The 24172-nt window shown below is 66.2% G+C and carries 18 protein-coding genes; 7 read left to right on the forward strand and 11 right to left on the reverse strand.

Annotated elements, in window-relative coordinates; all coding sequences use genetic code 11:
- Positions 1-646 precede the first annotated feature (646 nt).
- Positions 647-3166 (reverse strand): PepSY domain-containing protein, encoded by a 2520-nt coding sequence (locus LL972_RS14860; RefSeq protein WP_228328245.1) that lies wholly within the window; start codon positions 3164-3166, stop codon positions 647-649.
- Between LL972_RS14860 and LL972_RS14865 the strand changes: the two genes are divergently transcribed.
- The gene (locus tag LL972_RS14865) at positions 3159-3341 is read left to right on the forward strand and encodes a hypothetical protein (RefSeq protein WP_228328246.1); all 183 of its coding nucleotides are present in this window, start codon (positions 3159-3161) and stop codon (positions 3339-3341) included. The genes LL972_RS14860 and LL972_RS14865 overlap by 8 nt on opposite strands.
- 259 nt (positions 3342-3600) lie before the next feature.
- Here the strand turns inward: LL972_RS14865 and hemB are convergent, their stop codons facing one another.
- Both hemB and LL972_RS14875 read right to left on the reverse strand, forming a co-directional pair.
- Positions 3601-4590 (reverse strand): porphobilinogen synthase, encoded by a 990-nt coding sequence (gene hemB, locus LL972_RS14870; RefSeq protein WP_104584204.1) that lies wholly within the window; start codon positions 4588-4590, stop codon positions 3601-3603.
- A 254-nt stretch (positions 4591-4844) separates the two neighbouring features.
- On the reverse strand, positions 4845-5087 hold the full coding sequence (locus LL972_RS14875) for a hypothetical protein (RefSeq protein ID WP_005989387.1): 243 nt from the start codon (positions 5085-5087) through the stop codon (positions 4845-4847).
- 200 nt (positions 5088-5287) lie between these two features.
- On the opposite strand from LL972_RS14875, the gene LL972_RS14880 reads away from it, so the two are divergent.
- Positions 5288-5743, forward strand: coding sequence for a hypothetical protein (locus tag LL972_RS14880; protein WP_228328247.1), 456 nt, complete (start codon positions 5288-5290; stop codon positions 5741-5743).
- A 111-nt stretch (positions 5744-5854) separates the two neighbouring features.
- Here LL972_RS14880 and LL972_RS14885 read toward each other — a convergent pair whose 3' ends face one another.
- From LL972_RS14885 to LL972_RS14895, 3 genes are all read right to left on the reverse strand, one after another.
- On the reverse strand, positions 5855-7645 hold the full coding sequence (locus LL972_RS14885) for a DUF885 domain-containing protein (protein ID WP_228328248.1): 1791 nt from the start codon (positions 7643-7645) through the stop codon (positions 5855-5857).
- Positions 7646-7986: 341 nt separating this feature from the next.
- The gene (locus tag LL972_RS14890) at positions 7987-10215 is read right to left on the reverse strand and encodes a S9 family peptidase (protein ID WP_228328249.1); all 2229 of its coding nucleotides are present in this window, start codon (positions 10213-10215) and stop codon (positions 7987-7989) included.
- A 450-nt stretch (positions 10216-10665) separates the two neighbouring features.
- Positions 10666-11382 (reverse strand): glutathione binding-like protein, encoded by a 717-nt coding sequence (locus tag LL972_RS14895; RefSeq protein WP_228328280.1) that lies wholly within the window; start codon positions 11380-11382, stop codon positions 10666-10668.
- Between the two features lie 252 nt (positions 11383-11634).
- Here LL972_RS14895 and LL972_RS14900 point away from each other — a divergent pair, with 252 nt between their 5' ends.
- The 5 genes from LL972_RS14900 to LL972_RS14920 all read left to right on the forward strand — a co-directional run bounded on the left by LL972_RS14900 (position 11635) and on the right by LL972_RS14920 (position 19241).
- The gene (locus tag LL972_RS14900; RefSeq protein ID WP_228328250.1) at positions 11635-14649 is read left to right on the forward strand and encodes a TonB-dependent receptor; all 3015 of its coding nucleotides are present in this window, start codon (positions 11635-11637) and stop codon (positions 14647-14649) included.
- Positions 14650-14827: 178 nt separating this feature from the next.
- Positions 14828-15529, forward strand: coding sequence for a SapC family protein (locus LL972_RS14905; RefSeq protein ID WP_228328281.1), 702 nt, complete (start codon positions 14828-14830; stop codon positions 15527-15529).
- A complete protein-coding gene (locus LL972_RS14910; protein WP_228328251.1) occupies positions 15519-16517 on the forward strand; it encodes a cupin-like domain-containing protein in 999 nt (332 codons plus the stop codon). The genes LL972_RS14905 and LL972_RS14910 overlap by 11 nt, the downstream gene beginning before the upstream one ends.
- A 12-nt stretch (positions 16518-16529) precedes the next feature.
- Positions 16530-18092, forward strand: a complete 1563-nt coding sequence (locus LL972_RS14915; RefSeq protein ID WP_228328252.1) for a tryptophan halogenase family protein — start codon at positions 16530-16532, stop codon at positions 18090-18092.
- A gap of 135 nt (positions 18093-18227) precedes the next feature.
- Positions 18228-19241, forward strand: a complete 1014-nt coding sequence (locus LL972_RS14920; RefSeq protein ID WP_228328253.1) for an energy transducer TonB — start codon at positions 18228-18230, stop codon at positions 19239-19241.
- A 309-nt stretch (positions 19242-19550) separates the two neighbouring features.
- Here the strand turns inward: LL972_RS14920 and LL972_RS14925 are convergent, their stop codons facing one another.
- Genes LL972_RS14925 through LL972_RS14945 form a run of 5 tightly spaced genes read right to left on the reverse strand, consistent with a single transcriptional unit; the run spans position 19551 to position 23941 of the window.
- On the reverse strand, positions 19551-20744 hold the full coding sequence (locus tag LL972_RS14925; RefSeq protein WP_228328254.1) for an ABC transporter permease: 1194 nt from the start codon (positions 20742-20744) through the stop codon (positions 19551-19553).
- Positions 20741-21487: an ATP-binding cassette domain-containing protein gene (locus LL972_RS14930; RefSeq protein ID WP_228328255.1), complete on the reverse strand. Its 747-nt coding sequence runs from the start codon at positions 21485-21487 to the stop codon at positions 20741-20743. The genes LL972_RS14925 and LL972_RS14930 overlap by 4 nt, the downstream gene beginning before the upstream one ends.
- Positions 21488-21518: 31 nt before the next feature.
- Positions 21519-23096, reverse strand: coding sequence for an alpha/beta hydrolase (locus tag LL972_RS14935; RefSeq protein ID WP_228328256.1), 1578 nt, complete (start codon positions 23094-23096; stop codon positions 21519-21521).
- A 60-nt stretch (positions 23097-23156) separates the two neighbouring features.
- Positions 23157-23357, reverse strand: a complete 201-nt coding sequence (locus LL972_RS14940; RefSeq protein WP_006449488.1) for a helix-turn-helix transcriptional regulator — start codon at positions 23355-23357, stop codon at positions 23157-23159.
- A complete protein-coding gene (locus LL972_RS14945; RefSeq protein WP_228328257.1) occupies positions 23354-23941 on the reverse strand; it encodes a hypothetical protein in 588 nt (195 codons plus the stop codon). Before LL972_RS14945 ends, LL972_RS14940 begins: the two co-directional genes overlap by 4 nt.
- Positions 23942-24172 lie beyond the last annotated feature (231 nt).

Genomic DNA, 24172 nt, shown 5'->3' on the forward strand with positions numbered 1-24172 from the left:
ATCCGAACAGATAAGGCTCTTACGCGGCATCCATGCCGCGTAAGGTCCCGCGACGGTGAGCGGGCAAGGACCAGTCGGGATGGTCGGTGTGCATGGTCAGCAGCAGGAGCAGCGGCCGGTGGGTCAGACGCAGCGGTAGTTCCTTGCTCCTTTTGATCTGGCTGACGTGGTCTGATTTCCAACAGCGCTTTCCGTGGGATGCAGGCAGTGTGAGGCGATTGGGTTTTCCTCTATCGCTACATTGCCATGCAGTCATGCATACAAGCGGCTAGGCCGCTGCGTTAAGTCATCTCGCTTTTTGCAGTTCCATCAGCGCACGACCAACTTGGCAGGCGTGCTGTCCTTACCGGTTCCGGGACCCTTGGCGGCATGGATGCCGCCAAGGAGCCTCCATGGACGGATTCACGGCGTGTCCCGGAAGTGGTGAGGGCATCGCGCCCTCGACCAACCAGGCTCTCGACTGCATCCAGCAAGGTGCAGCCAACAAACACCACCGCTCTCACTGCAGGACGGGCGCAGTCGCGCTAGGAAACAGCATGTAAACCTCGTTCACCGCGGTTCCTACACGCCATCCGCGCCACGTCTGACGACTGCGCGCTAGATTTGTTAGCGCGCCAACCCAGCGATGCAGCGGTCATGACCCCGCTCAATACACATCGCGCCGGTAACGCCCCGCCGCGGTCAGCGCCTCCAGCCGCGTCTCGCCCAGCAGTTCGCGCAGCGTGGCATCGACCTCACGCGCCATGCTGTCCAGGCTGCCGCAGACATGGATCACCGCACCGCGATCGATCCAGTGGCGCACGGCGTCGCCGGCTTCGCGCAGGTGATGCTGCACGTAGCGCTTGTGCGCCTGGTCGCGCGAGAACACCCGGTCCAGCTGCTGCAGATGGCCACGCGCGTGCCAGGCCTGGAGTTCGTCGGCAAACAGACCATCGTGCGCGGCCTGCCGTTCGCCGAACAGCAGCCAATGCCCGTGCACGCCGGCCAGTTCGGCCTCGCGCAGCAGGGCGCGCAAGCCGGCGATACCGGTGCCGTTGCCGATCAACACCATCGGCGCCTGTTCGATGCGATGGAAGCCAGGATTGGTGCGCAACCGCGCGCGTATCTGTCCACCGACGGGTGCGTGGCAGATCAGCCAGCCCGAGCCCAGGCCGGGGCTGCCATCGGCGCCTGTGGTCAGGCGCACCACCGCGGTCGCCACGCCATCGGCCGGCACGCTGGCCAGCGAGTAGTCGCGGGTCGGCAGCCAGGCGCAGGCATCCAGCCACGTCTGTGGATCCGGATGCGGCGTTGGCGGGCGCGTGGGCGGCTCCGGCAGCACGCGCTCGGCGACGGCCTGCTGCAGCGGCAGCAGCTGCGCATCGACATGCACCAGCGCGTCGGGCGGCAGCCCCCAGGCGGCCAGGCACGCGCGGACGTGGGTGTAGGCATGCGCCGGCTGCACTTCGAGAATGTCGCCGGCCTGCCACTGCGCACCGGACAGTGGCAGCAGATCGATCTGCCAGATCGGGGCGCCCTCGCTGCCCGGGTTCAGATGCTTGCGCGCCGACAACGTCCAGTGCAGCAACGTCGGGCGGGCCAGCGGCACGGCGGCCACCGGCGCGCCGGCAATCTGCGCCAATTGCGCATGCCATTGCGCCAGGGCCTGCGGATCGGTGTTGTCCATCTCCACTGCCGGAAACAGCGGCTGCGCGCCCTGCGCCTGCAGCCACTGCTCGATGCGTCGCGAAAACCCGCAGAACTGCGCGTACTGGCGATCGCCCAGGGCCAGCACGGCATAGGTCAGCTGTGACAGCGTCATGCGCTGACGCAACAGTTCGCGCTCGAAGCCGCGTGCGGTGTCGGGCGGCTCGCCATCGCCAAAAGTGCTGACCACGAACAAGGCATGCCGGGTGCCCTGCAGATGCTGCGCGGTGAGCTGTGCCAGCGAGCGCACCTGCACCGGCAGACCGGCGGCCTGCAGATGCCCGGCCGCCTGCCAGGCCAGCCGCTCGGCAAACCCGCTCTGGCTGGCGAACCCGATCAACCACGGCTCGGCCTGCGACGCCGCCGGCGCACCGTGCAGGACATCGCGCGCGGCACGCAGCTCGCGCTTCTTGCGGCGGCGATCCAGATATAGCATCCAGCCGGTCACGAAGAACACCGACATGCCGACACTGGCCAGCATCACCACGATGCGGCCCGGCAGCCCGAAGAAACTGCCCGAATGCAGCGGGAACATGCTGACCAGCAGCTGCTGGCCACGCGGCAGCAGCGCATAGTCCTGGCGACGCAGCAACGCACCGCTGCCCGGCTCGATTTCCAGATTGTCGTAGGCGCGATCGTGGTCGGGATGGTCGGGCAGGAACCGCGCGCTCAGCGGTTGACCCGCACGCGGCGGGATGCGCAGGTCCAATGCGGTGCTGTGCGTGGCCGGGATGGCATCCAGGGTGCGCTGCACGCCCGCGAAATTCACCGTGGCGGGGCGGTGATCGCGCCCGTCGCCGCGCATCGCCGGCTCGGTGCCGAGCAAGGCCACCATGCCGTCGCGGTACCAGGGGTAGGACCAGGTCAGCCCGGTCAGCGCCACCAGCAGATACACCAGCAGGCACCAGGTGCCGAACACCGCGTGCAGGCTCCACAGAAAGCTGCGCCCCTGTCGTCGCCATTCCACCGCCCACCAGGTGCGCAGGCTCCACCAGCGTCGCGGCCAACGCAGATACAGGCCGGAGGCGCAGAAGAACAACAGGATCAGGGTGCTGGCACCGGTCACTGCCTGGCCGCGCTTGCCGGCCGCCAGATGGCGATGCAGATCCTCGATGAAGGCAAACGCGCCGCTCAACCGCGGAGCGGCGGCCTTGTCGCCGGTATACGGGTCGAAATACACCCGCCCGCCCCCCTTGCCGGCCAGGCGTGCGGTGGACGGACGCTTGCCGGTCGGATCGATCAGCATGCGCGTGACTGCCTGCTGTTGATCCAGGTCGAGCCGACGCAGCAGCACATCCACCGGCAATGGCCGCTCGCCTGCCGCATGCCGCTGCGCCAGCTGTGCGATCGCCGGGTTGGCCAACCGCACGATCTCGTTCTCGAAGGACATCAACGCGCCGGTCAGCCCCATTACCGACAGCACCAGCCCGGCCGTGATGCCGAGCAGCCAGTGCAGTTGGAACAGGACGGTCTTGAGCACGCGCGAACAGCCTGAAACAGTGGGGTCCGCTATTGTAGATGAGAATCGTTATCGCAGTTTGCGTGGGATTTTCGAGGCTCACGCCTACGCCATCAGCGACAAGAGCGCGCGGGTCAGCGTGCAGGTCGGCAACCTGCAGGGCGTGGTCGATGCGGATATGCGGCACGCCGCCTGACGCAATGCGATGACGTCGCGATCGGTTATCGCTTGATCATTGCCGCACCGCCGGTGCCTGCTGATCCGCGGAAATCAGCCTGGCCAAAGCTGTCTGCGTCGCAACCTCCTCGCTCATCAGGCGATTGCCGCGCTCTGCACCAAGCGCGGGCCGCGAAAGAACGCGGCCCGCGGGGATCATTGTGTTTCCATCGCATCAAGCCAAGCCTGCAAGCGCCGATTCCCCGCCTGCCAGGCATCACACCACCGCATCCCTCTACTCAGCCTTCCCGCAACCAACGCGCCACCTGGGGGGCGAAATAGGTCAGCACGCCATCGGCGCCGGCGCGCTTGAATGCCATCAGCGCTTCCAGCACGCAACGACGCTCGTCCAGCCAGCCATTGGCGGCGGCGGCCTTGAGCATCGCGTACTCGCCGCTGACCTGATAGGCGAAGGTGGGCACGCGGAATTCCTGCTTCACCCGCCGCACCACATCCAGATACGGCATGCCCGGCTTGACCATCACCATGTCGGCGCCCTCTTCCAGGTCCAGCGCGATCTCGCGCATCGCCTCGTCGCTGTTGGCCGGATCCATCTGATAGGTGGTCTTGTCGGCCTTGCCGAGATTGCCGGCGCTGCCGACCGCATCGCGGAACGGACCGTAGAACGCCGAGGCGTACTTGGCCGAGTAGGCCATGATGCGCACGTTGAGATGGTCCTGCGCATCCAGCGCGCGGCGGATCGCACCGATGCGGCCATCCATCATGTCCGAGGGCGAGATGATGTCCACACCGGCTTCGGCGTGCGACAGCGATTGCCTGACCAGCGCCTCGACGGTGATCTCGTTGAGCACATAGCCCTTGGCGTCGATGAGGCCGTCCTGGCCGTGCGTGGTGTACGGGTCCAGCGCCACGTCGGTCATGATGCCGAGTTCGGGAAAGCGCGCCTTGAGCGCACGTACCGCACGCTGTGCCAGGCCGTCCGGATTCCAGGCCTCGGCCGCGTCCAGGCTCTTGCCGGCCGGGTCGATCACCGGGAACAGGTCGATCACCGGGATACCCAGTTCCAGGGCCGCTTCGGCTTCGCGCAGCAAGTCGTCCAGCGACAGACGCTCCACGCCCGGCATCGAGGCGATCGGCGCACGGCCGGACAATTCATGCACGAACACCGGCCAGATCAGGTCGTCGGTGGTCAGCGTGTTTTCGCGCATCAGGCGCCGCGAAAACGCATCGTGGCGCATGCGGCGGGGACGGTAGTGGGGATGGGCCATCGTGGGCTCCTGTCGGCAGCCGGCAAGTTTACGCCCGCCATCCGCCGCCGGACGCGCTGCGACGCAGTGTCGCAGCGCTGCAACGGACAGGAGCGCGCCGCGATTCATGCCAGCGTGATTCGCCGGGGCACACGGTCGGCTCGCCCCATAGTGAACGCGTCCGGATGGCGGCGGTGTCACGCAGCGACCTTCTTCATCGCCAGCCGGTGCAAGGCGCTTCCGGCTCGCGCGACCTGCTTTGACGCCGCCGCGCGCTAGATCACGCCGCCGCCCAGGCTCAGGCGGATCACCCCGACCACGATCACCAGGCCGTTGAGCAGCAGACCGGTCTTGGCACGCCCGCGATTGCCGGCCGAGGTGAACAGCAGCGCGATCGCCGCAATCAGCGCGCCCACCGCCGCAAACGGGATCAGGAACCAGTTGCCCCAGCCCAGCAACGGGATGAAGGCCAGCACCATCCACAGCAGCGCCACAATGCCCCACAGCAGGCTGATCAATCCCACGTGCCACCTCGTATCTAAAGAATGGCATGAGCTTAGCGCCGCGCCCGCCAAGACGCTGTGGGCAGATGGTCACCCTGACCAATGGCGGTTTGGCGGTAGCCTCACGTGGGCATGGCTAGGGTGCGGCAAAGTCCGGAGCGATTCAGTCCGGGCGCCGGATCATCGCCACCATCGTCGTCAACAGGGCCCACATCATGAACAAGCATGCCGTCATCGCCGCTGCGCTCGCCATGCTCCTGGCCGGTTGTGCCAGCAGTTCCAAGGTGATGCTGGGCCAGGCGCGCGTGCCGATCGACCCGGCGCAGGTGCAGGTGTACTCCAATGCACCGGTCGGCTCGGTGGAGATCGCCCAGCTCGAATCCACCAGCGCTGCCGGTTTCGGCACCCAGGGCCAGACCGATGCAGCCGTGCAACGGCTCAAGCGCGAAGCCGCCAAGCTCGGCGCCAACGGCGTGGTCATCGTCGGCGTGGGCTCGGAACGCTCCGGCGGCGGCCTGTCGGTGGGCGGCGGCAGCTACGGCGGCCGCGTCGGCGGCGGCCTGGGCATCGGCATCCCGACCACCCAGAAGCGCGCGGCCGGCATGGCGATCTGGGTGCCGGCGGGGGCACCGCAGCGCGCGGCGCAAGAGGTGCCGCCTCCAACGCCCTGAGGCGACTCCAAGGATTGGAAAGCATTTGAAAAGGCAGCTCTGCATCAAGGCGCGATGGTTGGCTGATTGAAGCTCCATCGTGCCCTGATGCGTTACGCAGTCTCGAGTGGCTTAGCGCTTGCCCTGCTGTGCCGGGATGAACTGCGTCTCCACCGCCTTGGCCAGCTGGTCCGGCGGCAGCAGGCCCTGGTCGAGCAGGAAGTTGTTGAAGGCCAGGCGGTCGAACTTTTTGCCTAGAACCAGCTCAGTGCGCATGCGCAGTTCCAGGATTCGGGTGTAGCCGTAGAAGTAGCTACCGGCCTGGCCGGGCGCGCGGACGGTGTAGCGGTCCAGCTCCTGGCGGGTCATGGCGGGCGAGAGGCCGAGGTCGTCTTCGAGTACCTGGCGTGCGCGGTCGCGGTCGATCAGGCCGAGGTTGAGCATCGGGTCGAGCATGGCGCGCGCGGCGCGCAGCAGGCGGAACTGCAAGGCGATCAGCTGGCCGTCGAGCGGCTCGTACGGGACCATTTCGGCTTCGGCATACAGCGCCCAGCCTTCGACGTTGACCGAGTTGAACGCGAACAGACTGCGCGCCAGCGATACGCCGCGTTCGACCATGGCGGTGAACTGCAGCTCGTGGCCGGGGCGGCCTTCATGCGCGCTGAGCGTCCAGGCGGCCGAGCCGAAGTTGAAGTCGTCGTACTGCTCCTTCTTGGCGCCGTCAGCGGTCGGGTTGCCCAGCGGCAGCACGAACTGGCCCTGCTGACCGGTATTGCCGATCAGCGGGGCCGGCAGGAAGTGCGGCGCCGGTTGCGCGGCGCTTTCGGCCGCACTGCCCAGGCGCATCTGCATCGGGCGGTTGGGCACATCGACGATGCGCTGTTGACGGATGATCGGGTCGATCTGGTCGATCACGCCTCGGTAGTGGGTTTCCAGCTGGTCGTCGGCGATCTTGTTGCCCTTGAGCGCGCGGATCACCTGCACGTAATCGCTGCCCTGCACGCCCTTGGCCTTGGCCACCAGCGGCGCCAGCTGACGCATCGCCGAGCGCGTTTCCATGAATTCCAGCTGTGCGCGCTGGATCAGCTGCTGTGGAGCGATGTCGATGCCGACCTGCTTGAGCTGGAAGGCATACAGCGGCTCGGGCAGGCGGGTGTCCTTGCGCGCCTTCGGCAGCACCGTGGTGCGGGTCCAGTTGGCGTATTCCTTCAACTGGGTGGACATCGCCTTGAGCGCTTCGTCGGCGCCGGCGATCTTGTACTTGGCGAACAACTCGCCGATGCCGGCGACATAGGTGTCCACGTTCGCCAGCGCCTGCTCCACTTCGCGCTCGGTGGGCTGCAGCAAGGCCTTATTGCCAAGCTGTTCCTCGTAGCGCTGGCGGGCCAGCGTGGTGGTCGGCGTGCTCCCCGGCACCAGGCCGACGTAACGCTTGAGGCGATCCAGCGCCTTGGCGCGGCGCTCGGGCACGGTCTGGTCGGACAGCAATCCATTGAGGCCGCTGAAGACCAACTGCGGCGCGTCGTTCCACGGCAGCAGGTAGCGCTCGTTGAGCTGGCTGCCTTCGATGTTCTGTTCGGCCGCACCGATCATGATCTGCAGGTCCTGGCGCACATTGATGTCGCGCTCGGTCGCCAGCTTGGCCTGCAACGCGGCGCGCGCCTTGTTCATCGCATCGCGGTAGCGCGCGGCATTGTTGGGCCCCAGGTCGATGACCTGGTCGTCGTAGCCGGGCACGCCGAAGAAGCTGGCATATTCAGGCTGGAACGGCGCCTGCGCGTTCAGCAGGATCTGCGCGTCGCCGTTGCTGGTCTGTACCCAGGCCGGCGTGGCAGGTTGGGCCTGCGCGGTTTTGCCGGTCTGTGCCTGCAATGGCAGCGAAGCACCGAGCGCCAGCGCAATGGCGAGAACGAGTGGTTTCATGGGGCGGATCCGCAAGTTGGGTAGCGCGACCCTACCCATCCGCAGCGGCTGCGGCAATGCGTCTTAGGTCATGGTCGGCAGGAGTGCGGCGGCGCTTGCGGGCCCGTTACCAAGCTGCAGACGTTGGGCGATTGCAGCGTGCGAGGCGATGCAGTGGGAATCGGTGGCGGCGATGACATGGCAACGTCCTTGTAGGCCAGGTGTCGGTAAGCGACGGCGGATGATGTCCGCGGTGAGCAAGACCACAGCCCCACCAACATCGCCGATGTCGCCGATACCCGGCAGCGGCAGCCACCTTACCGCTGCAGTTAACGCATCCCCTGCACCCGATCGCCGACCGCTCAGGGCATCAGGCAGCGCTGGATGAAGGCCTCCGCGGTCTTGTAGCGATGCAAGGCGGTGCTGCCGGACAAGCCGTGCTTGGCGCCGGGATAGGTCATCAATTCGAAAGTGGTACCGCGCTGCTGCAGGTCGCTCATCAGCGCGGTGGAGTTGGTGAACAGCACGTTGTCGTCGGCCATGCCGTGGATCAGCAGCAGCTTGGCGCGCAGGCCGTCCAGATGGGTGGCGATGCGTGCGTTGCGGTAGCCGGCGGCGTTGCCGGCCGGCAGGTCCATGTACCGCTCGGTGTAGTGGGTGTCGTACAGGCCCCAATCGGTGACCGGTGCGCCGGCCACGCCGCAGGCATAGGCCTCGCTGTGCCTAGCCAGCAGCATCAGCGTCATGTAGCCGCCGTTGGACCAGCCCTGCACGCCGATGCGGGTGGGATCGACCCAGCGCTGCGCCTTGAGCCAGGCCACACCCTGCAGCTGATCGTCCACTTCGACACTGCCCTGCCTGCCGTACAGCGCACCACCGAAGGCGCGGCCGCGCCGCGGCGTGCCGCGGTTGTCCAGCGAGAACACCACATAGCCACGCTGGGCGAGGTACTGGTCAAACAGCGCATCGCCACGGCTCGGCCAGGCATCGAGCACGGTCTGCGCGGCGGGGCCGCCATACACGTACACCATCACCGGATAGCGCTTGGACGGGTCGAAGTCGTCCGGTTTGATCAGGCGATACTGCAGCGGCGTGGTGCCGTCGGCAGCGGTGAGCGTGCCGAATTCCACCGGGCGCTGCGCGTCGCGGTATCTGGCGTAAGGGTGCTGCGGATCGGCCAGGTCGTTCTTCAGCAGCGTGGCGATTTTTTCGCCATTGGCGCGGAACAGCTCGATCTGCGGCGGCGTGGCGGTGTTGGACCAGGTATCGACATACACACTGGCATTGCCCGCGAAGCTGGCAGCGTGCGTGCCGTGGGGTGTCGAACGTTTTTCGATCGCACCGCCGGCCAGCGGCACGGCGTAGATATGGGCCTGGGTCGGCGATTCCTTGCTAGCGGAAAAATACACCGTGCCGGCTTGCTCATCGACGGCGAGCAGTGCATCGACCACCCAGGCGCCGGAGGTCAGCGGCGTGAGCGTGCGGCCATCTTCCGATGCCACATACAGATGCGCGTAGCCGCTGCGCTCGGAGTTCCAGATAAAGCGGCCGTCCTTGAGAAAACGCAGATCGTTGTGGAGCGGCACCCAGGTCGGCGAGGTCTCGGTGATCAGCACGCGCTGCTTGCCGCTGGCCAGCGTGGCTTCGATCAACTCGAGGGTTTTCTGGTCGCGCGACTGGCGCTGGAAGGTCAGCCGCTGCGCATCGCGCCAATCCACCCGTGCGAGATAGATATCGGGGTTGTTGCCCAACTCGATCCAGCGCGGCGCGGCGTTGGCACGTGGCGCGATCACACCCAGTCGCACGGCCACATTGGGCTGGCCTGCCTGCGGATAGCGCTGGTCGATCACCTCGGTGTGGTCGGCGTAGACCTCCGGGCGCTTCTGGATCGGCACGGCCGATTCGTCGATGCGCGCGAAGGCGATTGCCGAATCGTCCGGCGCCCACCAGTAGCCGGTGTGGCGATCCATTTCCTCGTCGGCGACGAACTCGGCCACACCATTGCCGATGGTGTCGCTGCCATCATGGGTGAGTTGCAGCTGCTTGCCGCTGGCCAGATCGATCACCCACAGGTTGCGCGCGCGCACGAAGCTGACGAAGCCGCCCTTGGGCGAGAGCTTGGCGTCGGTGGCGAAGCCTTCACCGTGGGTGAGCTGGCGCACCGAGACGCTGCCGGTCTTGCGCAGGTCGTACAGATACAGTTCGCCACCGAGCGGGAACAACAGTGCATGTGCGTCCGGCGCCCATTGGTAATCGACGATGCCGGCGAAGGCGGCGATGCGTTGGCGCTCGCGGCGGGCCTTTTCCACATCGCTGAGCGTCTCGGTGCCGGGTAGCACAAGCTTGGAATCGACCAGCAGGCGGGTCTGGCCGCTGGCGATGTCGTATTCCCACAGATCCAGTTGATTACGGTCGCTGTCCTTGCCGCGCAGGAAGGTCACGCGCGAACCGTCGGGGGCGACCTTGGGTTTCATCAGCGTCGGGCCGGACAACGGCAATGGGCCGGTGATGGCGTCGAGGGTGAGTTTTTCGGCGTGGGCGGTGGGGATCGTGCTGAGCATGAGGGCAAGGGCGGCGAACAGGGCGCGCATCGAAGATCCTGTCTTGAGATAGCACACAGGATGCGGGCGCGGGGGATGTTTGAGAAGCGCGGCGATGGTGCGTGTGCGCGATGAAGGGCTGTGCGCGTGTGCTGCAGCGTGGTGCTGGGGGTGTCGTCGCTTTAGCTTTGAGCGGGCAGAGGTGCGTTTGGACTGATGGTCGCAGTTGGCGCGCTGCGGATGATGCATGCGCATTTCGTGCTGCGCAGGTTCCGGGGGCGGTGGGTCTGGCTCCACTTGCGTACCCTCACCCCCAACCCCTCTCCCAGGGGGAGAGGGGCTCGAGGCGCCGGGTGTGTGTCGCGCGCGATTGATGCACGCGCGTTCCGCTGCTAGAGCTCCTGATGCTGGCTTGCTATTGCTGCTTGCTGCCTGCTGTTGTTGTTGCTTACTGTTGTTGTTGCGCCGTTGCAATAGTCGCCGCTATCGCCGCGCGGACCGTTACGCAACCGCGCCTACTGCTTTGCCGCAGCGCTTGCCGAACAGGTGCTTGCGTTCTTCCTCGCCCAGCGGCTTGCCGGCGTTGGGGTTGACCTGTTCCTTGAGCGCATAGGCGCGTTGCGTTGCCGGACGCGCGGCGATGGCGTCGTGCCAGCGCTTCAGATGCGGGAACTCGGCGTAATCGGGGCGGATGTCGGCGTAGACCTCGATCCAGGGATAGCTGGCCATGTCGGCGATGCCGTACTCGGGGCCGGCCAGGAACGCGGAGGCGGCCAGGCGCTTGTCGAGCACGCCATGCAGGCGGCGTACTTCGGCGTTGTAGCGATCAATCGCGTAGGGAATCTTTTCCGGCGCATAGACGTTGAAGTGGCCCATCTGGCCGCTCATCGGCCCCAGCCCGCCCATCTGCCAGAACAACCATTCCAGCGCGGCGATGCGGCCACGTGCATCGCGCGGCAGGAAGCGGCTGGTCTTCTCGGCCAGGTACAGCAGGATGGCGCCGGATTCGAACACGCTCTGCGCGGGGCCGCCATCGGTCGGTGCGTGGTCGACGATCGCCGGCATCTTATTGTTGGGCGAAATCTGCAGGAAGGCCGGTTCGAACTGCTCGCCCTTGCCGATGTTGACCGGCTTGAGCGTGTAGTCCAGCCCGGCTTCTTCCAGGAACAAGGTGACCTTGTGGCCGTTGGGGGTGGGCCAGTAGTACAGGTCGATCATCGTGCGCTCCAGTTCGGCAGGGGATGGCACGCAGCCGCGTGCCTTGACCGCCGATGGTACGACCAAGCCTGCGACCTGCGCGTGCGCTCGCGGTGGTGCTGACTGGAACGATGTGTGACGCGATTGCTCGCGGCCGATGCTGCAGTGCAAGTTGACTTGGTTAAGGCTGCGCTCACAAATGCACGACTGTTTCATCGACCTTCGCCTGTCCCGCCTGGGGCCGGCTTATCTTCACTTGGGGAAGAAATCATCGTGAGAGAGCCACGCACCCTGCCGCGCACGCGGCGTCTGACGTCTGCCCTGCTGTTTGCCCTGTCGACGCCGCTGGCCGCGCAGACCGCGCCGGCACCGCAGTCCGCATACACGGTCCCCGGCGCGAGCCAGGCCGATCCGGCCACGCTCGATGCGGTGCAGGTCACCGGCATCCGTGGCAGCCTGACCTCGTCGATGAACGTCAAGCGCGATGCGCAGGGCATCGTCGACGGCATCGTGGCCGAGGACATCGGCAAGTTCCCCGATACCAATCTGGCCGAGTCGCTGCAACGCATCAGCGGCGTGTCGATCGACCGCTCGCTGGGCGAAGGCTCGCGCGTCACCGTGCGCGGCGTCGGCCCGGACTTCAACCTGGTGTTGTTGAACGGCCGGCAGATGCCGGGCGCCAGCATCGAGGAATCCAACGCCTCCAACTCGCGTGCGTTCGACTTCGCCAACCTGGCGTCGGAGTCGATCTCCGGCATCGAGGTGTTCAAGACCAGCCGTGCCAGCACGCCCACCGGCGGCATCGGCGCGACCATCAACATCAAGACCAGCCGGCCGCTGGACAACCCCGGCCTGCATGCCAACGTCGGCCTCAAGGGCGTGCACGACAGCTCCAATGAAAACCTGCCCGGGCGTTTGCAAGGTGATTCCCTGACCCCGGAAATCTCCGGCATCTTCAGCAACACCTCGGCCGATGGACGCTTCGGCGTATCGCTGAGCGGCAGCTACCAGGAACGCGACTTCGGCTACAGCCAGGTCGGCGTGCCCAACGGCTGGCGCTCGTTCCGTGGCGATTCCACCGCCTACGGCACTATCCCGCAGCCAGGTACGCCCGGCTCGGAGAACATCGTCAACCGCCCCGGCCCGAACGATATCTATTCGGTGCCGCAGAACCTCAACTACCGCGTGGTCGGCGTGGAGCGCCAGCGCACCAACGGCCAGCTGGTGCTGCAGTACAAGCCGCTGGACAACGTCACCACCACGCTGGATTACACCTATTCGGAAAACAAGATCCAGCAGCAGCGCAACGAGATGTCGGTGTGGTTCAACTACGGGCCCTCCGCCAGCGCCTGGACCAACGGCCCGGTGGCGGGGCCGATCACCTATTCGGAAATCGTCAATCCGGCCACCAGCGACCTGGCCACCGCCGGCTCCAATGCGGCCACGCGCAACCAGAACAAGTCGCTGGGCTTCAACGTGGATTGGGCGGTCAACGACCAGTTCAAGCTCAACTTCGACATCCACCGCTCCACCGCCGAAGCCGGCGCGGACAGTCCGTTCGGTTCCAGCAATTCGCTGGGCGTGTCCGGCTTTTACCGCGGCACCTCGGTGGTGGATTTCAGCAAGGATTTCCCGGTGTTGCAGCAGCAGCTGGGCTTCGGCCTGACCGGACTGGATCCGGCACGCACGCTGGTCACCGGCTCGGCGTTCCGCAACAGCTACATGAAGTCGGAGATCGACCAGGCCCAGGTCAACGGCGACTTCACCTTCGAAAATTATTCGCAGTTGAAGTTCGGCATCGGCAGCACCGAGGTCAAGAACCGCTCGGCATTTTCCAACGTGCAGCGCGACACCTGGGGCGGTGCCGGCACCGCGGCCGATTATCCGGACGATCTGTGGATTCCAAGCTCGTTCGCGCAGTATTTCGATGCGATCGATGGCAGCGGCAATCCGGCGCAGTTCAACCAACTGTTCCTGTTCGACTTCGAACGCGCCCGCCAGGCCGCCGCGCAGGTGGCCGGCGACGACGCGCTGTACCGCACCTCGCCGGTGTTCACCACCGACCGCCGCGTGACCGAAAAATCCAAGAACGCCTACCTGCAGTGGAACAACAGCTGGGACGAGTTGCGTGTGCCGATCAGTCTGGCCGCCGGTGTGCGCTACGAAGAAACCAAGGTGGACGCACAGGCGCTGGTGCCGGTGGCGGTGGGCATCGACTGGGTCGCCAACAACGAGTTGCCGCTCCGCCTGGCTGATTCGGCATTCGCCAGCGGCAGCGGCAAGTACGAGTACTGGCTGCCCAGCCTGGACCTGAGCTTTAAGCTCACCGAGGATCTGGTGTTGCGCGGCAGCTACGGCGAAACCATCGGCCGGCCCGGCTGGGGCGATATCCAGGGAGGGCAGACGCTCAACCAGATCGCGCGCCTGGAAGGCGGCACCGGCCAGGAAGGCAATCCCGGCCTCAAGCCGCTGCTCTCGCACAACATCGACCTGTCGCTGGAGTGGTACTACAGCGATGCCAGCTACGCCTCGGTGGGCTTCTTCCGCAAGAACATCGACAACTACATCGGCGTGACCACGCGCAACGATTCCTCGCTGGGATTGAACACGCCGGTGGGCGGCACTTACTGGAACGAAGCGCTGGGCAACGGCTGCGCTTCGGCCGACCTGACCTGCATCCGCAACTACATCTTCCGCAACCGCGGCGGTGCGCCGGGTGTGGTGCGCGGGCCGGACGATTCCAATGGCAATGCCACCGGTGTGATCAGCGGGCAGCCGGGCGACCCGGTGGCCAACTTCGCCATCACCGCGCCGGCCAACCAGCGCTCGGCCTCGCTGGACGGGTGGGAATTCAACCTGCAGCACATGTTCGGCGACAGCGGCTTCGGCGTGTCGGCCAACTACACCATGGTCGACTCCGGCCTGACCTACAACAACTACGTGATCGGCGAGCAGTTCGCGCTGGAAGGGCTGAGCGACTCGGCCAACGTGGTCGGCTTCTACGACCGGGACAAGTGGCAGGTGCGTGCGGCCTACAACTGGCGCGACGAGTTCCTGGCCGCACGTTTCGACGGCAGCGGCCAGCCCAATCCGGTCTATACCGAAGCCTACGGCCAGCTGGACCTGAGCATCGGCTACCAGTGGACCGACAACCTGTCGCTGAGCCTGGAGGCGATCAACCTCACCGACGAGGTGCAGCGCCAGCACGGCCGTCACCCGAACCAGATCATCTACGCCACCCAGACCGGCCCGCGCTACATGTTGGGCGTGCGCTACAAGTTCTGGTGAGGCAGCGCGTTGGTCATGCAGTGATGTTCTTTTAAGCGCTCCCGGCAGTGAGTCTGCCGGGGCGTCTCGCACGGCTCTCTCGTGGCGTTTCCCGGATGTGTCGCATCCAGGACTTGCCATGTCGAAGCAACTGTCCAAGCATGGGCCACGCGCCCCGCGTGATGTATCTGCCCCCCCCATGACCAATGCCGCGTTGTTGAACAATCTCGATCACCGCGATCTGCGCGTGATCACCGCGCACGGCGCCGCCTTCGGCGACGACGTGATGTCGGCTGCGACCTTTCCGCAGGAATTTCGCCAACTGCAGGCGCAATACCCGATCGTGTTCCATCGCAGCGGCGAGCGCAGTTTCCAGCCGCTGGCGTTGCTGGGATTACGCGTGGGCGAGAACCTGTTCCTGGACGGCGCGCGCTGGGATGCGCCGTACGTGCCGCTGGCGATCCAGCGGCAACCGTTCTTGATCGGCGAGCAGGCGGATGGGCCGATGGTGCACGTGGATCTGGACAGCCCGCGCATCAGCCGCAGCGAAGGCGAGGTGCTGTTTCGCGAACATGGCGGCACCACCGAATTTCTCGACCACATCAGCCAGGTGTTGCGCACCTTGCACGATGGCCTGGCCGCGAGCGAGGCCTTCGTCGCACGCCTGCTTGGCTACGACCTGCTCGAACCGTTCGTGTTCGAGGCCACGCTGCAGAACGGCCTGGAATGCCGTCTGACCGGGCTCTACGCCGTGCACGAAGAACGCCTGCGCGCACTCGACGATGCGGCCTTGCTCGATCTGCACCGGCATGGCGATCTGGAACCGTTGTACATGGCAGTGGCCTCGATTGCGCAGTTCCGCCATCTGCTCGACCGCATGCAGCGCCGTCATGCTGGCTGAGCCGCGCGCCATCGAAGAATTGCACGGGCTGGACCCGGCCGTGCTGCGCTCCACCACGCCGCTGGTGTTGCGCGGGCTGGTGCGCGACTGGCCACTGGCGCAGGCCGGCGCGACCTCGGCGCAGGCGGCGGCCGCCTACCTGCGCGGTTTCGATCGCGGCGAGGCGGTGGTGGCACAGGTCGGCCCGCCGGACATCGGCGGGCGCTTCTTCTACAACGCGGACATGAGCGGCTTCAATTTCCGCTCCGAGCGGGTGCCATTGAGCGTGGTGCTGGAGACCTTGCTGCGCGATCTGCACAACCCGCAGCCACCGGCGATCTATGTCGGATCCACCACGCTGGACACCTACCTGCCCGGCCTGCGCGCGCACAACCCCATCGCCCTGCCGCAGGCGCAGCCGCTGGCCAGCATCTGGATCGGCAACCGCACCCGCATCGCTGCCCACCAGGACCTGCCCGACAACCTGGCCTGCGTGGTCGCCGGGCGCCGCCGCTTCACGCTGTTTCCGCCGCAGCAACTGGCCAACCTGTATATCGGCCCGCTCGATCTCACCCCGGCCGGGCAGCCGGTCAGCCTGGTGGATATCGCCGCGCCGGACCTGCAGCGCTTTCCGCGTTATGCGCAGGCGCTGGAACACGCGCTGGTGGCCGAGCTGGAACCGGGCGATGCACTGTTCATTCCCAGCATGTGGTGGCATCACGTCCAAGCGCTGACGCCGTTCAACGTGCTGGTGAATTTCTGGTGGCGGCAGAGCCCGGCCTACATGGATTCGCCGATGAACGCGCTGATGCTGGCGCTGCTCACCCTCCGCGACCTGCCAGCGGAGCAACGCGCCATCTGGCAGGACGTGTTCGACCATTACGTGTTCGATGCCGACGCGGATACCGCCGCACACATGCCCGAGTCTGCGCGCGGCGTGCTGGCGCCGATGGACGAGGCCCGTGCCCGCAGCCTGCGCGCGCGCTTGCTGCAACGCCTGAATCGCTGAGGATCTGATGCCATGACCGACACCACGCCTGCGGATCCACAACAGCGCCCGGTGCGCCGCGTCGTCATCGCCGGTGGCGGCACCGCCGGCTGGATGGCCGCCGCCGCGTTATCCAAGGTGCTGGGCCGGCACCTGCAGATCGTGCTGGTGGAATCGGACGAGATCGGCACGGTGGGCGTGGGCGAAGCCACCATCCCCAGCCTGGTCACCTTCCATCGCCTGCTGGAGATCGACGAGGCCGCGTTCATGGCCGCCACCCAGGCCACCATCAAGCTGGGCATCGGCTTCGAGCATTGGCGCGATGTGGACCGGCACTACATCCACTCCTTCGGCCACACCGGCACCGATCACTGGAGCGCGGGCTTCCAGCATTTCTGGTTGAAGGGCCGGCAGCGTGGCGTGGCGCGCGACTTCGGCGACTACTGCCTGGAACTGCGTGCCGCGCAGGAAGGCCGCTTTGCGCATCTGCCCAATGGCGGCATGAATTACGCCTATCACCTGGATGCCGGCCTGTACGCGCGCTTCCTGCGCCGCTTCAGCGAAGGCTTCGGCGTGCAGCGCATCGAAGGCCGCATCGGCAGCGTGGAGACCGATGCGCACAGCGGCTATCTCACCGCACTGACGCTGGACAACGGCACGCGGGTGGAAGGCGATCTGTTCCTGGATTGCACCGGCTTTGCCGGCCTGCTGATCGGCAAGACGCTGAGCGTGGGCACGGACGATTGGTCGCACTGGCTGTTCGCCGACAGCGCGCTGGCGGTGCAGACCGAATCGGTCGGCGCGCCGGTGCCCTACACCCGCTCGCGCGCCAATCAGGCGGGCTGGATGTGGCGCATTCCGCTGCAGCACCGGGTCGGCAACGGCATCGTGTATTCCAGCCGCTACATGGACCAGGACAGCGCCGCGCAGGTGCTGCAGCGCAATCTCAGCGGCCGCGCACTGAGCCAGCCGCGGGCACTGCGCTTCACGCCCAATCAGCGGCATCGGGTCTGGGAAAAGAACTGCGTGGCGCTGGGGCTGGCCAGCGGCTTTCTGGAGCCGCTGGAATCGACCAATATCCATCTGATCCAGCGCGGCATCATCCGGTTGATGCAGACCTTTCCGCAGGTCATCAACGATGTCGACATCGCCGAATACAACCGCCAGGCCGCCGCCGAAATCACCCATATCCGCGATTTCGTGATCCTGCATTACCACGCCACCGACCGCCGCGACACGCCGTTCTGGCGCGATTGCGCGGCGATGGACATCCCCGACACGCTGCGCCATCGGGTGGAGTTGTTCCGCCAGAGCGGGCGGGTGTTCCACCAGGCCAACGAGCTGTTTGCGGAAAATTCCTGGGTGCAGGTGATGCTGGGCCAGGGCATCACGCCGAAGCAGCATCACCCGGTGGCCGACCTGATGGGCGATGCCGAGCTCCGTCATTTTCTGGAGACCATCCACACGCGTGTCGATGCTGCCTTGGTGCGGCTGCCGGCGCATGCGGACTTCCTGCGGCGCTATTGCCCGGCACCGCTGCCGGAGCCGGCAACGCGGCTGCCGACCGACACGGCGCTGGTCACCGGGACGCGATGAATTTCGCGCCCGGCAGGCGCCCCCCCTTGGCTTAGACCGCCCCGGCAATGCTAGATTGCCGCTTTGCCAGCCATTGCGGGAACAATGGCCGGCGCTCGCCGCAGCATCTTTTTGCAATCGGGGTAAGGGGAACGCATGTTGGATCTGACACAGGGCCGTATGGCACGCCGGATCGCGCCGGTCATTTTGTTGGTCGGCCTGGCCGCCTGCTCCAGGCAGGACGACAAGGCCGCCACCACCGCGCCTGCCACCGGCGCCACGCCTGCGGCACCGGCCGCCGCGCCAACGCCGGCCACGGCGGTGTCGCCGCAGGTGCAATTGATGGCTGCCGACCAGTTGCGCGCCTCGGCCACCAAGGCCTTGCAGGACAACCGCATGTACGCCCCGGCCGGCGACAACGCGGTGGAGTACTACCTGGCCCTGCGTGAGAAGCAGCCGCAGGACGCCACCGTCAACAGCGCGCTGACCGACCTGCTGCCGTACACGCTGATCGCCGCCGAACAGGGCATCAGCCGCGAAGAATTCCCCGAGGCGCAGCGCCTGATCGCGCTGATCGAAAAGGTGGACCCGAAGGCACCGGCACTGCCGCGCCTGAAGAGTGGCCTGGACACCGGCATGAAGACCGCCGCCAGCCGCTCCGAGCAGGATGCCGAGCAGGCCAGGAAGCTGGTCGAGGACAAGGCCAAGCAGGCGGCCGAGCAGAAGCGTCTGGCCGAGCAGCAGACCCGCGAGGCGGCCGCTGCGCAGCAGATCGCCGCGCAACAGGAAGCCGCCCGCCAGCAGAGCGCCGAGGCCGAACGCCAGGCCGCCGCGCGCCGTCAGGCCGAGACCCCGGCGCCGGTGCCGGCCGCCCCGCGCCCGGCACCGGCGGCCACCGCAGCTGCACCGGCCGCGCAGTCGCTGCGCCCGATCAGCACCCCGGCACCGCGTTACCCTCCCGAAGCGCTGCGCGCCGGCACCTCCGGCGAAGTGCTGGTGGAGATCACCGTCGGCACCGACGGCTCGATCACCGCCTCGCGCGTGCTGCGTGCCACTCCGCCGCGCGTGTTCGACCGCGAAGCGCTCAATGCGGTCAAGCGCTGGCGTTTCGAACCGGTGGCCGCACCGGTGACCACGCGGCGCACGCTGTCGTTCAACCCGAGCGGTTGAGTGGGGCGTTGGGCGATCGAGTCGTTCTGCATGCGGCTGAGTGAGTGAGTCTGTTGGTTGCTTGATTGATTGCTTGATTGCTTGGTTGCTTGGTTGCTTGGTCGTTGATCGCTTGATTGGTCGATCGTTTGTTGATTGCTGGCTGATGGCTGATGGCTGATGGCTGATGGCTGCCGATGATCGATGCACTGCACTCCCGGCAAATGTCGGGCGCCAAACAAAAGCCGCAGCGATGCGGGCTTTTTGTTTCCTGGTGATCCGTACCCTCATCCGCCCTTCGGGCACCTTCTCCCGAGGGGAGAAGGAACATCAACCGGAAATCGCCAGCCGTTCCTGGTGATAGCGCCGCACTGCCGCGTACCACAACAGCGCGGCCAGGCCGAAGCCCGCCAGCAGGTACACCGCCCAGATCTGTGCGTCGATCTGCTCGTGGCGGATCACCTTGAGCAGCATCTGGTTCTGCGCCAGAAACGGCACCGCGAAATGCCATAGCTGCGTCTTCAACGGATACGCCATCAGCGCATAGCCCGGCAGCATCGGCAGCAGCAACAGCCAGGTCATATGCGCCTGCGCTTCCTTCATGCTCTTGGCGGCGGCGGCCAGATAGGTCAGCAGCGAGGTGCCGATAAACAGCATCGGCACCAGGATGAACAGCATCTGCAGCATCGGCACGACGCCGACATTGAGCTGGCGGCCCAGGTTCGACGTGGACAGCTGCGCGCTCACCTTGAAGGCCAGCAAGGTCAGCAGCAACGACAGCATGCCGATCACGCAGGCGGCAGCGATCTTGCCGCTGACAATCGCGCTGCGCGGCGCAGGCGTGGCCAATAGGGGTTCCAGCGACTGGCGTTCGCGCTCGCCGGCGGTGGCATCCAGGATCAGCGAGGCGCCGCCCAGGAACGAGGTGATCACCAGCAGCACCGGCAGCAGCATCGCCATCATCTGCCCGCGTTTGGCGTCGGCGGTGGCCAGATCCTGCGCGGCGATTTCCAGCGGCCTGCCCACCTGCGCATCGATGCCGCGCGCCAGCAGGCGCAGTGCACCGACCTGCTGGCTATAGCTGCTGAGCGCGGCCTGCAGGCGCAGGCTCGGCACGTCGGCCTCGCGGCGGGTGCTGTCCTTGATCACCTCCACCAGGGCCGGTCGCCCGGCGCGCCAATCGTCGGCGTAGCTGGCGCTGATGCGCAGTGCCACATCCACATCCTGATTGCGGATTGCGGCGGTCAGATCGGCTGGCGCATCGACCGCGTTGAGCCCCTGCGCGGCCAGAAAGCGCACCAGATTGGGCGCATTCTCGCGGCCGAGCATGGGGATCTCCAGCGGCTTGTCGATCTGCGTGCGCACGCGGCTTTCGCTCAGTGCGCCCATGCCCAGGATCAGGATCGGGTACAGCAATGGCGACAGCAGCAAGGCCAATGCCAGCGTGCGGCGATCGCGGCCGATATCGCGTAACTCCTTGCGCAGTACCGTCCACAGCGTGGACAACAACGATGTGGTGCTCATGCGTGCAGTCCCTCGTCCGAGCCGATCGCCTTGACGAAGGCATCTTCCAGATTGTCTTCACCGGTGGCAGCGCGCAGTTCGTCGGCGCTGCCGCAGGCCACCACCGTGCCCTTGGCGACGATGACGATGCGATCGCACAGCGCCGCCACCTCCTGCATGATGTGGCTGGAAAAGACCACGCAACGCCCCTCGGCCCGCAGTTGCTGCAGGAAGCCGCGCATGGCGCGCGTGGTCATCACATCCAGCCCGTTGGTGGGCTCGTCGAGAATCACGTTGCGCGGGTCGTGCACCAGCGCGCGTGCAATCGCGGTCTTGGTGCGCTGGCCCTGGCTGAAGCCTTCGGTCTGACGATCGAGAATGTCGTCCATGTCCAACGCGGCCGACAGCAGCCGCGTGCGCTCGGCGATCTGCGTGCGCGACAGTCCGTGCAGCTCACCGAAATAGGTGATGTTCTCGCGCGCGGTCAGCCGCTTGTACACGCCGCGCGCATCCGGCAACACGCCCAACGCGCGGCGCACCGTCACCGGGTCGCGGGCGGCATCCACGCCATCGACGCTGACGCTGCCCTGGTCCGGCGACATCAGCGTGTAGAGCATGCGCAAGGTGGTGGTCTTGCCGGCGCCGTTGGGGCCGAGCAGGCCGGTGATCTGGCCATCGGCAGCACTGAAGCTGACCCCATCCACCGCCTTCACCAGCCCGGTCTTGGTCTTGAACGATTTGTGCAGGTTGTCGACAACGATCATGCATGCGCCTCCGTGGCGTGGTCGGTGCGGCTCATGGTTCCCATCCGTTGAACGAGGTAAACGCGGGCACGTTGTTGAGATCGGCAACGCAGTGCGCGTCCAGCGCACCGGCGTTGGCAGTTTCCATGAACTGCGCCATCAGTTTGGGCATGCAGCCCAGCGCCATGACGCTGTGTCCCTGGCCGGGCGCAACCAGATGCCGCCCATTGGGCAGTCCCTTGAGCACGGTGTCGGCATAGCGTGGTGGCGTGACCGGATCCAGCTGACCGGACAACAGCAAGGCCGGAACCTGCGAGCGCAGTGGTGCGGTGAAGTCTGCGGCACGCTTGCCGGTGGGCCACACAGGGCATGCGGCAAACACGCTGCGTGGGACATCCTCGCCCAGCAGCAGCGCCTGGTGATCGGGTGCCGGATGATAGCGGTCGGCATCTTCAGCGCACACCACCGACCATTGCATGGGCTGGTTGATCTGCATGTCCATGTGCGACAAAGCCATCAGCGGCGCGTAGCGACCTGCGGCGGCTTCATCCAGCACCAGCGGCAGCAGGGCAGCGCTCTGCGGTGCGTAGGAAAACGTAAAGGCCAGGCCGATCACCGCATCGGCGGTCACCCGATCGCGCTTGATGGCGTTGGTGCGCAGATCGCGATACTCCACCTCCGGCGATTCGGTCTTCAAGCGGTCCATCACGGTGCGCAGCTGCGTGCGCACATCGGTGGGAAAGCGCGCGCGACAGGCGGCGATGGCACGGCATTGCTCGGACTGCAGGATCAGTGCGTCTTCGAAGGTGCGTGCAAACTCACCGCTGATCACCAGATCGCTGGGCGCAACGCCATCGAGCACGATGGCCCGCGTCTGTGCGGGGTAGCGTTTGGCATAGTGCTGCGCCACGCGCGTGCCGTACGACACACCGACCAGGTCGATACGTGGCACGCCCAGGGCGGCTCTGACGGCATCCAGATCGCCGATGGCTTCGGCGGTGGTGTAGTACCGCGGGTCGGCACGGCCTTGCAAGCCCTCGGCACACTGCCGGGCATAGGCCATCAATTCCTCCGGACTGGACGCCATGCCGGCCTGCAACGGCTTGCCATCGGCAGTCTCGCACCGTAGTGGGTGCGATCCCCCGGTGCCGCGTTGATCGACCAGAAAGATGTCGCGCTTTTTGCGCACTTCGCGCAATGCAGCCGCGGCGATGGCGGCAACCTCGGTCGCCGACTGCCCCGGCCCACCGGCGATGAAAAACACCGGATCTGGCGTGCTGCCGGCGCCGGCATCGCTTTCCAGCCAGGCGATCTTCAAGTCGATGCCGCGCCCGGTCGGCGCGGCCGGGTTTTCCGGCACGCGCAGGCTGGCGCATTGCGCCTCGATATTGCCGGCCGCGCTGCCGGAACTCAGCGTGCACGGTGCAAATTGCAATGCGCCGTAGCGAGTGCCGGCGGCGGTGCCGGTCTGCGTTTTCGCTGCTCGCGACTGCGCGGTACTGGGCGCAGTGGCGCCAGCCTGGGTTACCGCAGCTGCGTTTTCGGCAGGCTTGTCTGCACGCTGACATCCGGCAGCCAGCATCGCGATCAGCAATGCCGCCACCACTGTGGGTTGCTTCACCATGTCCACCATCTCTCCTGGTATTCCCTATCCCCTGACGCCGCAGCCGGTCGGGTGTGACCGCTGCGACTACTGCCCGTCTTCAAACAGAAACACGTGCTCGATCGATTCCCCAAACAAGCGCGCGATGCGAAACGCCAACGGCAGACTGGGATCGTACTTGCCGGTCTCCAGCGCATTGATGGTCTGCCGCGACACGCCCAACCGCTCGCCCAGCTCGCCTTGCGACCAGCCACTGGCCTCGCGTAATTCGCGCACGCGACTATTCATTGAAACCGTCGTGCGTTGATGCTTTTGGTGATGCCGTAGATGGCGCACAACATCGGAAACACCCACAACATCGCCACCGTTGCGGGGATGTCGATCAGCTCGGCCGCCTGCAGAAACCCGCCGGTCATATACGCGCCGCTGAGCAGGCCGGCGGCAATGGCGATCGACTCCAGCTCGATGCGTCGCTGCATCTCGTCCGAGTCGCGCACGTAGCGCGCCACCGCGCGGATCACCAGGGCGACCAGCACGGCCGGCAACAAGGCGATCAGCACGCGCGCCCAGTTCGGATCCACGTGGGCAAGCAGGTACTTCCAGAACAGCATCACCACCACATACAACCCCATCGGCACGCCGAATTCGCGGTGATAGCGTCGCGCCAGCACCGGCCGCGTGCTGTCGCGCAGGCTGCCACGCGACAGCCATAGCAGCAGCGACAGCAACAGGCACGACACGCCCACGCCCGCACACAGCCCGGCAAGGTAAGCGCTCAGCGGCAGCAGCCGCAATTGCCCGAGCGCGCCGACGGCGAGCAGGCCAGCGCCCAGGCAGAGCGCTATCAGCGCGTTGCGCCTGCAGGCGGTCATGCGCCGTGCCTCGGGAATATTGATGCACGCAGTGGCAGGCCACCGCTCCCCACTCCGACATCGCCGCGCATCAACGGCTGCGCCGACCACGCCGGTATGCATTCCAGTTGCCGATGCTGCTGACGCATTCCCTTAGCCTGTCAAGTCAACTTGACAGGCACGATGCGCCTGGCGCGGCCAGCTGTCAAGCACCCTTTACACATTCGATCGCGTGCGACCCCTCCCCATCGG

Source organism: Xanthomonas campestris pv. asclepiadis, assembly GCF_020784175.1.
In the GTDB taxonomy this organism is placed as follows: Bacteria; Pseudomonadota; Gammaproteobacteria; order Xanthomonadales; family Xanthomonadaceae; genus Xanthomonas; species Xanthomonas campestris_D.

Excerpts from the sequence above, each read along its gene's own strand:
- LL972_RS14880 (WP_228328247.1), top strand. The coding sequence starts at position 5,288 with ATGAACAAGCATGCCGTCATCGCCGCTGCGCTCGCCATGCTCCTGGCC.
- LL972_RS14910 (WP_228328251.1), top strand. The coding sequence starts at position 15,519 with ATGCTGGCTGAGCCGCGCGCCATCGAAGAATTGCACGGGCTGGACCCG.
- LL972_RS14885 (WP_228328248.1), bottom strand. The coding sequence starts at position 7,645 with ATGAAACCACTCGTTCTCGCCATTGCGCTGGCGCTCGGTGCTTCGCTG.
- LL972_RS14920 (WP_228328253.1), top strand. The coding sequence starts at position 18,228 with ATGTTGGATCTGACACAGGGCCGTATGGCACGCCGGATCGCGCCGGTC.
- hemB (WP_104584204.1), bottom strand. The coding sequence starts at position 4,590 with ATGGCCCATCCCCACTACCGTCCCCGCCGCATGCGCCACGATGCGTTT.
- LL972_RS14945 (WP_228328257.1), bottom strand. The coding sequence starts at position 23,941 with ATGACCGCCTGCAGGCGCAACGCGCTGATAGCGCTCTGCCTGGGCGCT.
- LL972_RS14930 (WP_228328255.1), bottom strand. The coding sequence starts at position 21,487 with ATGATCGTTGTCGACAACCTGCACAAATCGTTCAAGACCAAGACCGGG.
- LL972_RS14940 (WP_006449488.1), bottom strand. The coding sequence starts at position 23,357 with ATGAATAGTCGCGTGCGCGAATTACGCGAGGCCAGTGGCTGGTCGCAA.
- LL972_RS14895 (WP_228328280.1), bottom strand. The coding sequence starts at position 11,382 with ATGATCGACCTGTACTACTGGCCCACCCCCAACGGCCACAAGGTCACC.
- LL972_RS14905 (WP_228328281.1), top strand. The coding sequence starts at position 14,828 with ATGACCAATGCCGCGTTGTTGAACAATCTCGATCACCGCGATCTGCGC.
- LL972_RS14890 (WP_228328249.1), bottom strand. The coding sequence starts at position 10,215 with ATGCGCGCCCTGTTCGCCGCCCTTGCCCTCATGCTCAGCACGATCCCC.
- LL972_RS14915 (WP_228328252.1), top strand. The coding sequence starts at position 16,530 with ATGACCGACACCACGCCTGCGGATCCACAACAGCGCCCGGTGCGCCGC.
- LL972_RS14925 (WP_228328254.1), bottom strand. The coding sequence starts at position 20,744 with ATGAGCACCACATCGTTGTTGTCCACGCTGTGGACGGTACTGCGCAAG.